The organism is Bartonella sp. MR110HLJHH, from assembly GCF_042194225.1.
In the GTDB taxonomy this organism is placed as follows: domain Bacteria; phylum Pseudomonadota; class Alphaproteobacteria; order Rhizobiales; family Rhizobiaceae; genus Bartonella; species Bartonella grahamii.
Genome location: NZ_JBHIMQ010000015.1, coordinates 16137 through 27784 on the forward strand (window position 1 = coordinate 16137; position 11648 = coordinate 27784).

Annotated in this window: 6 protein-coding genes; 4 read left to right on the forward strand and 2 right to left on the reverse strand. The window is 37.9% G+C overall.

The window, feature by feature from the left end:
• The first annotated feature begins 3 nt into the window (after positions 1-3).
• From ACFIKB_RS08170 to alaS, 3 genes are all read left to right on the forward strand, one after another.
• Positions 4-1323, forward strand: a complete 1320-nt coding sequence (locus ACFIKB_RS08170) for a replication-associated recombination protein A (protein WP_375644757.1) — start codon at positions 4-6, stop codon at positions 1321-1323.
• A 994-nt stretch (positions 1324-2317) separates the two neighbouring features.
• Positions 2318-3361, forward strand: a complete 1044-nt coding sequence (gene recA / locus ACFIKB_RS08175) for a recombinase RecA (protein WP_375635849.1) — start codon at positions 2318-2320, stop codon at positions 3359-3361.
• A gap of 194 nt (positions 3362-3555) precedes the next feature.
• Positions 3556-6228 (forward strand): alanine--tRNA ligase, encoded by a 2673-nt coding sequence (gene alaS, locus ACFIKB_RS08180; protein ID WP_375653244.1) that lies wholly within the window; start codon positions 3556-3558, stop codon positions 6226-6228.
• Between the two features lie 1113 nt (positions 6229-7341).
• Here the strand turns inward: alaS and ACFIKB_RS08185 are convergent.
• Positions 7342-9123, reverse strand: a complete 1782-nt coding sequence (locus ACFIKB_RS08185; protein WP_375653246.1) for a glucan ABC transporter ATP-binding protein/ permease — start codon at positions 9121-9123, stop codon at positions 7342-7344.
• Positions 9124-9359: 236 nt separating this feature from the next.
• On the opposite strand from ACFIKB_RS08185, the gene ACFIKB_RS08190 reads away from it, so the two are divergent.
• Positions 9360-10343 carry an RluA family pseudouridine synthase gene (locus tag ACFIKB_RS08190; protein ID WP_375635852.1) on the forward strand — a complete coding sequence of 328 codons (984 nt, stop codon included), beginning with the start codon at positions 9360-9362 and terminating at the stop codon, positions 10341-10343.
• 78 nt (positions 10344-10421) lie between these two features.
• Here ACFIKB_RS08190 and ACFIKB_RS08195 read toward each other — a convergent pair whose 3' ends face one another.
• Complete coding sequence (locus ACFIKB_RS08195; RefSeq protein ID WP_375647666.1) at positions 10422-11465, reverse strand: tyrosine-type recombinase/integrase; 1044 nt, start codon at positions 11463-11465, stop codon at positions 10422-10424.
• Positions 11466-11648 lie beyond the last annotated feature (183 nt).

Consider the following 11648-nt stretch of genomic DNA (forward strand, 5'->3'; position numbering starts at 1 on the left):
TTTTTGAAGAAAGATTTTTTTACTTCGTCGTTTGATTTTCAAGTTAATAAAAATCAGCCACTTGCAGAAAGAATGCGCCCTTGTTCTCTCAATGATGTTGTGGGACAAAAGCATTTGATTGGAGAGGATGGTTTGCTTTCACGTATGGTGGCAACTGGCTCAATTGGATCGATGATTTTTTGGGGACCTCCAGGGACGGGAAAAACAACCGTTGCACGTTTGTTAGCACTTGAAACAAATTTCGCGTTTGAACAGGTTTCTGCTATTTTTACAGGAGTTTCTGAGCTTAAAAAGATTTTTGAAGTTGCGCAGAGGCGTTTTATATCTGGGGATAAAACACTTCTCTTTGTTGATGAAATTCATCGGTTTAATCGTGCACAGCAGGATAGTTTTCTTCCTGTGATGGAAGAAGGTACTGTGGTACTTATAGGTGCAACAACCGAAAATCCTTCTTTTGAACTTAATGCTGCTCTTCTTTCGCGTGCACGTGTTTTAACATTTCTTTCACATGATCATGAAAGTTTGGACATGCTTTTAAGGCGTGCTGAAGAAGTGGAGGGAAAAACTCTTCCTTTGGATAATGATGCCAGAGACGTTTTGATAGAGATGTCTGATGGTGATGCGCGGGTAGCGTTAACATTGGCAGAGGAAGTTTGGTCTATTGCACCATTGGGAGAGATTCTTGATGTTGTTGCTTTGCAAAAAGTTATTCAGCGTCGTGTGCCCATTTATGATAAAGGACGAGATGGGCATTATAATCTCATTTCAGCGTTGCATAAATCCGTTCGTGGATCTGATCCTGATGCTGCGCTTTATTATTTGGCACGTATGTTGGATGCTGGTGAAGATCCTCTCTATATTGGGCGAAGATTGGTTCGTATGGCCGTTGAAGATGTTGGTTTGGCGGATCCTCAAGCTCTTGTCATTTGTAATGCAGCAAAAGATGCCTATGATTATTTAGGATCACCAGAAGGAGAATTGGCTTTGGCGCAAGCATGTCTTTATGTTGCAACTGCGCCAAAGTCAAATGCAACATATCTCGCGTATAAAGCAGCACTGCGTTGTGCGCGCAAAAATGGCTCTTTATCACCTCCTAAGCATATTCTTAATGCTCCTACGAAATTTATGAAGGAGGAAGGGTTTGGAAATGGTTATTGTTATGACCATGATGAACCAGACGCTTTTTCAGGACAAGAATATTTTCCCGAAAAACTTGGGCGTCAGAGTTATTATAAGCCAGTTGAGCGTGGTTTTGAGCGTGAAATTGTGAAACGTCTTGAGTGGTGGAAACAATTGCGCAAAAAACGTAAAGATCAAAAATAAAATTTGAGTAGAAATACATGTTTTATTGATCTTGGATTTATCTTTTATCTCTTATGTTATTGTATGAGCAGTTTAGCTTATATTTTAAATATTTATTACATTGCTCGTAGAGATTTTTTTTGATATCTTCAAAAGTGCATATTTTTTTATCAAATTTAAATGTGTTATTCAACTTTTAAGCTGCTTTATTTTTGTGGTTTTTATTAAATAATATAATTGATTTATAACGATAACTCACTGTTTTGTAAGTTGAATGAAAGTCCTAAATACCGTGAATTTTACTCATTCCAAGCTTGGTATTTGTTGAAGCAATCAAATCATTCGCTTGTGTGTTATAAGCAGGATTAGCGTGTGATAAAAACTGTACAAGAAAGAACTAAAAATTCTTCTTATGAAGCGTCTCAAGTGCCGAGAGTTGTCGCAACATTGGGGGATGATAAATAGTGTGATGGTGCCGACTTTCTCATTCTTTAGTGTAAAGATGGTGGCTCCCAAAGGGCTTTACAGTATACCGCATTCATGGGTGTTGTCACGAAGTGAGCTTGGGGGTGTTGAGAGATGTTTCTTAAATCAAGTGCATGAATATGCAACACAATGGCGTTTTGTTCTTCGATGCGATAGGGGATGAGGTTGATTGATAATGCGTTTTTGTGTGATCAATAGCAGGAGAATTCTTAGTCACTTAAGTACTTAATCAAAGGGATAAGAAGAAGGGCTGTAGAACATTGTGTTTAAATTTAAATTGTTCCTTTTCTAGAGAGATATAAATATGTTAACTATGCTCTCATAGGGATATTATTTTATTGGAGTTTATTTTGTGTCATAAGATAAGCGATGCCAATTCTTTATTGTGATGGTCATGAATGTTATGGACATAATGTGGAGATAGGAATGGAAATAGTCTGTGAAAATCTAAACTCAAGCCTTTAGTTAAATTAAAAGTACAGTGTACACTTAGGTTTTAGGTTATTATGAATCGGTCAAGGATATAATCGTGGATAAAACAAAAGCTCTCGATGCTGCTCTCTCACAAATTGAACGTTCTTTTGGTAAAGGCTCGATTATGCGTCTTGGGCAAAAAGAGCAGGTTGTTGAAATTGAAACAGTTCCAACAGGGTCGTTATCCTTGGATATTGCTTTAGGGATTGGTGGATTACCGAAGGGGCGTATTGTTGAGATTTATGGACCAGAAAGTTCTGGGAAAACAACATTGGCTCTACATGCTATTGCTGAAGCACAGAAAGGGGGTGGAATTTGTGCTTTTATTGATGCAGAGCATGCGCTTGATCCTATTTATGCGCGTAAGCTTGGTGTTGATTTAGAAAACTTGTTCATTTCTCAGCCAGATACCGGTGAACAGGCATTGGAAATTACAGAAACGTTGGTTCGTTCTGGTGCAGTTGATGTGCTTGTTGTGGATTCTGTTGCAGCTTTAACACCGCGAGCAGAAATTGACGGTGAAATGGGTGATGCTTTGCCCGGATTGCAAGCTCGGTTAATGAGTAAAGCGTTGCGAAAATTAACAGCAGCAATTTTTCGCTCTAACTGTATGGTTGTCTTTATTAATCAAATTCGCATGAAAATTGGTGTGATGTTTGGTTCTCCCGAAACGACAACGGGTGGAAACGCTTTAAAGTTTTATGCTTCTGTTCGTTTAGATATTCGTCGCATTGGATCCATTAAAGATAGGGATGCAATCGTTGGTAATCAGACGCGTGTTAAAGTGGTGAAGAATAAACTGGCACCTCCATTCAAGCAGGTTGAGTTTGATATTATTTATGGTGAAGGTATTTCCAAAGTAGGTGAATTGATTGATTTGGGTGTCAAGGTTGGTATTGTGGAAAAATCTGGTGCATGGTTCTCTTATAATTCTCAGCGTTTAGGACAGGGGCGTGAGAATGCAAAGCAGTTTTTACGTGAACATGCGGAAATAGCTACAGAGATTGAAGCAGCTTTGCGCCAAAATGCTGGTTTGATTGCGATTGAATTGTTAGAAAATGCAGGGTCAGAAAATATAGAAAGTGATGAAACCATTTGATGGAGCGTTTTTTTCGTCTATAATTTTTTTCTGTTTTTTTGTTTGAGTTTTTAAATACACAGTCATTTTTTTCTCAATTTTTTAAAACAAATATTCCATTCTTTGATTAAATTGACTCCATGCTTGGCGAAGAGGATATTTAATGAGGGGGATTTTTCTTTTATGGTTTTGTGCTGTATTGAGCAGGTGTCAGTATGAATAGTGTTAATAATATTCGGTCAATATTTTTGGATTATTTTCATCGTAATGGGCATAAAGTTCTTTCTTCTAGTCCGCTTGTTCCGAGAAATGATCCTACACTTATGTTTACAAATGCAGGGATGGTGCAGTTTAAAAATGTTTTTACTGGACTTGAACAACCTCCTTATAAGCAGGCAACAACGGCACAAAAATGTGTTCGTGCGGGTGGAAAGCATAATGATCTTGATAATGTTGGTTATACGGCACGCCATCATACATTTTTTGAAATGCTGGGTAATTTTTCTTTCGGTGATTATTTCAAAGAAGAAGCCATTCTTTTATCATGGAATCTTTTAACGAAGGAATTTTGCCTACCAAAAGATAAATTGTTGGTGACAGTTTACCATAGTGATGATGTTGCTGCTGAACTGTGGCGTAGAATTTCAGGTCTTCCAGATGAAAAAATTGTCCGTATTGCGACGGCTGATAATTTTTGGTCGATGGGAGAAACAGGACCTTGTGGTCCTTGTTCGGAGATTTTTTATGATCATGGCGATGAAATCTGGGGTGGTCCTCCTGGAAGTATGGAAGAAGATGGCGATCGCTTTATTGAGATTTGGAATCTTGTTTTTATGCAATATGAGCAGATTTCTCAGGAAAAACGTGTTGATTTGCCTCATCCTTCTATTGATACCGGTATGGGATTAGAGCGTATTGCTGCTGTTTTACAGGGCGTTCATGATAATTATGACATTGATCTTTTTCGTGCATTAATTGCTGCATCAGAAGAAATTACAGGGATTGAGGCAAAGGGTGATTTTATTGCCAGTCATCGTGTCATTGCTGATCATCTTCGTTCATCTGCATTTTTGATTGCTGATGGTGTGCTTCCTTCTAATGAAGGAAGAGGATATGTTTTACGTCGTATTATGCGTCGTGCTATGCGTCATGCGCATCTTCTTGGTGCTAAAGAGCCCTTATTGTGGCGACTTTTGCCTGCTTTAAACCGCGAAATGGGACAGGCCTATCCTGAATTGGTGCGTGCTGAATCTTTGATTTCAGAAACTTTAAGGTTAGAAGAAATACGTTTTCGTAAAACGCTTGAACGAGGACTTGGTTTGTTAAATGAAGCAAGTACCGATCTTAAAGAAGGAGATCATTTAAATGGTGAAGTTGCTTTCAAGCTTTATGATACCTATGGTTTTCCGCTTGATTTAACGCAGGATGTTTTGCGGCGTCGTGGAATATCTGTTGATGTTGATACTTTTGATAAAGCGATGGAACGTCAAAAAGAGGAAGCGCGTGCCAATTGGTCTGGTTCTGGGGAAGCTGTAACAGAAAAGATCTGGTTTTCTGTTCGTGATAAAGTGGGGGCTACAGAATTTTTGGGTTATGAAACAGAAACGGCTAAAGGCATTCTTACAGCTCTCGTGTGTGATGGTAAACTGGTTGATCATATTTCTTTAGGTCAGAAAGCTATGCTTGTTGTTAATCAAACACCTTTTTATGGTGAATCTGGTGGACAAGTTGGTGATAGTGGGATCATTTCTGGTGAAAATTTTATTTTTGAGGTGCATGATACCCAAAGAAAGGGTGATGGTGTTTTTATCCATATTGGGGTGGTGAAATCTGGTCAGGCATCAAGGTCTGATTGTGTAGAATTAAACGTTGATGTTGTTCGTCGTAAAAAAATTCGTGGAAATCATTCTGCTACCCATTTGTTACACGAAGCTTTACGACAAGTTTTGGGATCTCATGTTACACAAAAAGGCTCTCTTGTATTGCCAGATCGGTTGCGTTTTGATTTTTCTCATCCAAAATCCGTTTCACCAGAAGAACTGAAAAAAATAGAAGATTTAGCAAATGAGATTATTTTGCAAAATAGTAGAGTGGTAACGCGCCTCATGGCTGTAGATGATGCAATTTCTGAAGGTGCAATGGCATTATTTGGTGAGAGATATGGTGATGAAGTTCGCGTTGTTTCTATGGGGGAGCCACTTGAACAGCGAAGATTAAAAAAGCATTGGTCAATAGAGCTTTGTGGAGGCACACATGTGGAGCGAACAGGTGATATTGGTTTGATTCATATTTTTTCTGAAAGTTCTGTTTCAGCTGGAGTGCGGCGTATTGAAGCTTTAACAGGCAAAGAAGCACGTCTTTATCTTAGCCGCCAAGATGAACGTATTCATGAAATTGCTGATCTTTTAAAAACTTCTTCTGCTGGCGTGGAAGAACGGGTGCGAATTTTGCTTGATGATCGTCGTAAACTTGAAAAAGAATTGAATGATGTACGCAAGAAAATGATGTTGAGTGGTGGAATAACAGAAAGGAGCCAAGGTGATATTACCATCATTAAAGGGCTTTCTTTTACCGGACGCGTTGTTAAAAATATTTTACCACGGGATCTTAAGGCGCTCGTCGATTCTGAGAAAAAACAAATCGGATCTGGAGTGGTTGCTTTTATTAGTGTCTCAGAGGATGGAAAAGGGAGTGCTGTTGTTGGCGTTACGGATGATTTAACGGATAAGTTAAATGCTGTTGATCTCGTTCGTATTCTTTCAGGTATGCTTGGTGGTAAAGGTGGAGGTGGCCGTCCTGATATGGCGCAGGCTGGTGGTCCTGAGGGGAACAAAGCTGATGAGGCATTTGCGGCACTAAAAGATTTTCTGGAAAAAATTAAAGAATGAAATCATTCTGCATAGGTGTTTCTTACATTTTTATATTGGGTTGGCGTCTAAGTATCACGAATATCTATCTAGTGTGTTGCTGAAATCAGATACAGCGTAATTGGGGGAAAATCCAATTGTAAAGACAAAATAGATTATGCAGCACTTCATGCTTTGCTGTGTATTCTTTTACTAAGAAGACTAGTTATTGTGTTGCTCCTATAGATTTTTTTGAAGAAATATCTCTTTTTATGAAAGGGATAATACAAGATTTATTGCATACGATTATCCTTATAAAGTTATAAGCTGTCATTATTTTATTAGCTTTCAAATAACTAAAATCCCTTTCCTTGAAAAGGCTTATAAAAGAGTTGTTGTATCTTAGAGATATTGTTTTCATTTTGCTTGTTATGTACAAGCAAACAGTTTTTTTATTTATCATTAAAAGGTCTTGAAAAGAATATTCTCCTATCTTTATAAATCTTTATTTCAAGTTATAAAATAATGAATTATCAATATAAATCAAAGGAATGTTACACAAATCTAAAGATTTAGATTAATGTCTAATTTATTATGATGAGATTATCTTAATATATTGATTTATAATGATAATTTATCGTTTCAAATTCTGTGTATGTTAAATTAATCAAAATCACTCATGGATGTCGTTGTGAAATGGGCTTAGGAGCATTGAGAAATGTTTCTAAAAAAGCCATATGAATGTGCAAAACAATGACATTCTGTTCTTTATGAGAGGATTATAAAGAACGTGATAAACAAAAAGCAATACATAATATTCATTATTAAAAAAGCTATTGCTTCAGTTCGTTTTGAAATTCGTAAAGCTGAGTTAAAAGAAGACGGTAAAACTGGAAGTTATTTTTACCTTTACATCTTTATATTTTCCCTAAATGAGAGTGTATACTCGTTAATACGCACAGATATAGGGCAATATTTTTGTCCCAATCTAGTAAAATTGCAATAGCAGAGAAAATACTAAATTGTTTTAATATCTGTCTTAAATACCTGAAATGGATTGTGGCATTTTTAGAAATCTTTTTACTTGCATTATACAAGCGCTCTTGTTGTATTGAGGAGGATTTTTTTGCATAAGATTTATGAAGAGTATCATTTTTATGATGCTATGGCTTCGTGTAAGGGGATAACATTTTCTCCTTCTCTTTCTGGTGGTTTGATTGTTAAACCACTTGCCTTTAAAAATTTAGAGAAACGCCCTCCTTTATCGATCAATTCTTGAAAGTTTCCTTTTTCCATTAAGTAACCATGTTCCAGAAAGAGTATCATATCAGCATTGCGTACTGTTGAGAGGCGATGTGCTATAATAAAAGTAGTGCGGTTATGGCGTATGGAATCGAGAGCATCTTTGACACGTGCTTCTGTTTCAACATCAAGAGCACTTGTTGCTTCATCTAGAATGAGAATAGGGGCATTTTTTAAAACAGCGCGTGCAATTGCTAGTCGCTGTTTTTCTCCACCTGATAATTGAGATCCTCGTTCGCCCACTATTGTGTTATAACAATCAGCTTTTTTTAGAATAAAATCGTGAGCTTCTGCTAATTTTGCTGCTTCATAAAGTTCTTCATTCGTTGCGCTCGTTTTTCCTATTGAAATATTGTCATGAATAGTACGGTTGAAAAGACCCGAGTCTTGAAATACTGTTGCTAGAGATTTGCGTAAAGATTCGCGATTGATCGAGCATATATTTATTCCATCAATGGAGATATGCCCAAAGGCAGGGTCGTATACGCGCTGCAACAGATTGATCAATGTTGTCTTCCCAGCCCCTGTTGGTCCTACAATCGCAACAGTTTGTCCTGCTTTAACCTCAAAGGAAACATCAAAAACACCTTGAGAAGAATTTGGGAATTTATAGGTCACGTGATGGAATTGTATGGCGCCTTTAACATTTTGAAGGGAAGGAAGATTTTGCGGTTCGTTGATATGAAAGGTTGAGTCTTCCATTTCAAAAAATTCTTGCAGTTTTGCTTGTGAGGATATTGCACAATTAATAAAATTACTCATTTGGTCTAGACGGCTAATCATGAGTTGTGCAAATCCAACAAAAGCAACAACTTCACCTACTCGTAATTGACCTTTTGCAACAAAAAAAGCTCCAAGGAGAAGAACACAAACGATTGAAATTGTTGAAGCCATTCGATTTAAGCCACTGGCCAGCGCCCACCAATTGAGAACAGGATTTTGTGCTTTAAGCAGAGCATTTGTATGTTGATGCAGTATAGAAGTTTCTCCTTCTATTCGGTTATAACTTTGTACAATGGAAACATTAGAGATTGAATCACTGACATGTTTAAAAAGGTTGTGGTGGTAGCATTCTACAGCGGCTTGTCCGTCTTTTGTTTTTCGCATCACTAAACGTGCAATTAATACGTAGATGATGGCAAGCACAACCAAGACTATTGAAAGACGCCAATTCATATTAAACGCTATGGGGATGAGAACCAATAAGGCGACAAGTGTTGAGAGGTGTTGGCGCATAAAATCAAGCCATATGGTTGACATGGAATCTATTGCGCGCAAAAGTGTATGGAGTGCGTTGGAAGTCCCACGTTGTTGATGCCAAATTAAAGGCATGGCAATGATACGTTCGAAAGATTCCGTTAAAACCGTTAAGCGGCGTCTATGGGCTAAGCGGTCAGCACCGCGAGCAACAAGGACATAAGCAATAATATGTGAAAGTCCAAAACAAACCCAAAGGGTAAGAGTAGGAATGATAGCTGATTTTTCTGAAATAGAATCAATAACACGTCCGAATAAAATAGGTTCTGCAATGGTGATAATAGCTAATATAACATTAGCGGTACAGATTAAAAGAGATGCATTTTTTTCTCTATTTAGGTAAGTGAGAACACGTGCATAGGTTTTGAATAAGGACACGGTTAATTATCTCCATTCGCTATTAAGCGTAAAGGCTGTTGATTTTTATAACGCTTAGTTTTTAGCTAATAGAATTTGACCGTTAAGAAAAGGCAATTTTGGATACTAACTGTAATATGGTGTGATAAAGCCAACTAAAATATGAATTTTTGTGTTTATAAAGGCGCAAAACAGATCAATAAAATTATCAGGTAAAAAATTTTGGGCAGAGAAAATTAACAGGTAAGGGAATTTTCATGGCAGGCGTAGAAATAAAAAAAGTTGAGGTAGATGAAAATGGAATGCGCTTAGATCGCTGGTTTAAAGTGCATTATCCAGGACTTGGTTTTGGAGCTTTGCAGAAATTGTTGCGTTCTGGTCAGATACGGCTTGATGGTGGACGTGTTAAAGCCGATACGCGTCTTTGTATGGGGCAAGCTGTTCGTATTCCACCTCTCCCTATTAGTGACAAGGAAAATCTTTCAATAACGGATAAAACACTTCGTGGGCAGGATGATGAAACCGTTTTGAAAAAAATGCTGCTTTATGAAGATCCAAAGGTATTTGTTTTTAACAAGCCAGCTGGGTTGGCTGTACAAGGAGGTTCTGGTTTAACACGTCATATGGATAGTATGCTTGAGGTATGGCGCAATAAAAAAGGTGAAAAGCCGCGTTTGGTTCATCGTCTTGATCGTGAGACGTCGGGTGTCTTTATTGTTGCGCGATCAAGGGGAGCGGCTCAGTCCTTAACAGCTGCTTTTAGAGCGCGAGAAACAAAAAAGACTTATTGGGCGTTGGTTCGGGGCGTGCCTAAAAAAAAGCAGGACAAAATTTCAACGTGGATGGTTAAGGAAATGACTGCACAAGGTGATAAAATGCGTGTTTGTGAACATGGGGAGCCAGATTCACATCATGCGGTTTCCTACTATCGCGTTTTAGATACGCGAGGGCGGGCTCTTTCGTGGCTTGAAATGGAACCCTATACAGGGAGAACACATCAGCTTCGTGTGCATGCTGCCTATATGGATCATCCGATCATTGGCGATACAAAGTATTTTTTTTCTGATAGTAATTGGACATTACCAGGAGGAATTCAAAACCGTCTTCATCTTCATGCACGTCGTATTCGTATTCCTCATCCTTCAGGAGGAATATTGGATATTGTTGCACCTTTACCGCCTCATATGGTCCAAAGTTTTAATCTTTTGTCTTTTAATGAGAGTGATGCTGAAACAGAGTAATCTATCTCTATTAAATCAATACATTACTGCAATAGTGAGGGAATAGGTGAATCTTGATTCTATTACGTTTTTTTGCCCCTATCCCTCATTTTTTTGAAGCTTTTTTATAGATTCTAAGGCTAATTTTTTACGATCTGCACTCTTTGTATAAAGAGATGCCATATTATCATTTGTCCAGCCAAATAATGCTTTCAATTGTGATACTGTTGCACCAGAATTAGCTGCGCGTGTTGCTGCTAATTTTCTCAATCCATGCGCCGATTTTTTGATACCTGCTTGAGTACATGCCTTGTAAAATACACTTCCGAAACTATTTTTGTGTAATTTTTGGCTGTATTTACCACAAATAAATGTTTCATCACCAATAGGACCAGCTTCAAGCGTTTTGGCTAATTCCGGTAAAATAGGAAGAAAAACATCTGTTTTAAATTGGCTCTTTTCTGTTTTGAGATGGATGATATTATCTTTGACATCTTTCCAGCCAATGCGAACCGCATCACCACGACGCAAGCCCGTATATAAAAGAACATCAATCCAGACACGTTCATGGGTACCATGATGCCATTTGTGATAATATTTCTCAACATCTTCTTCTGTCCAAACAGGAAAGCCGTCTTTATTTTTGGTAGATGGTCTTTTGACTCCTAAAGTCGGATTATTCTCCAAAAGACCTTGATCAATTGCCCAATTAAACAGCCCATTAAGGGCTTTCAGAAATTCTCTAGCCATTGCTGGCGTTTCTTTCCGCCGTTCAACGCCGGCTATGATATGTTTTTTATCAATTATTTGGTATGGAACGTTGCCTATTGTATCGCATACCTTTATAAGGATACGTTCTCTCTGTTCTTGGGTTCCTTTAGCAAGATTATGCCAATTAGAGCTGTTAAAGTATTGTTTAAGCAGCCATGCAAATGAACCTTCAACAAGTTTACCAGTTTTTGATTTAGGAAGTATCAGTCCTTGTAACTCGGCAAGTGCGCTTTTGTAGTTATCAACAAACTCTTGCGTTCCATAGGCACCGCGTATTCTAATGCGTTTGCCATGACCAATACGTACATACCATACAATTTTGCCATGTTGAGTAATTTGTTTAACGAGATGAGGAGGACGTGGTTTTGGCATGGTATTTTACATCTTAGAGAGTGCGGTTTCGTAATATTCATTCTTTGACAAATCTAAAAGTTTGTCTGGGTGGTTAACTGAATTTGGTATTGGAATATCGGATTTAAGATAGATAAGCAGTTCACCGGTAGGTTTGATTTCTACGAGTTCACAACCTTGTTTTTTAGCTTCTCTTAAAGCGCG

Excerpts from the sequence above, each read along its gene's own strand:
- ACFIKB_RS08190 (WP_375635852.1), top strand. The coding sequence starts at position 9,360 with ATGGCAGGCGTAGAAATAAAAAAAGTTGAGGTAGATGAAAATGGAATG.
- ACFIKB_RS08195 (WP_375647666.1), bottom strand. The coding sequence starts at position 11,465 with ATGCCAAAACCACGTCCTCCTCATCTCGTTAAACAAATTACTCAACAT.
- alaS (WP_375653244.1), top strand. The coding sequence starts at position 3,556 with ATGAATAGTGTTAATAATATTCGGTCAATATTTTTGGATTATTTTCAT.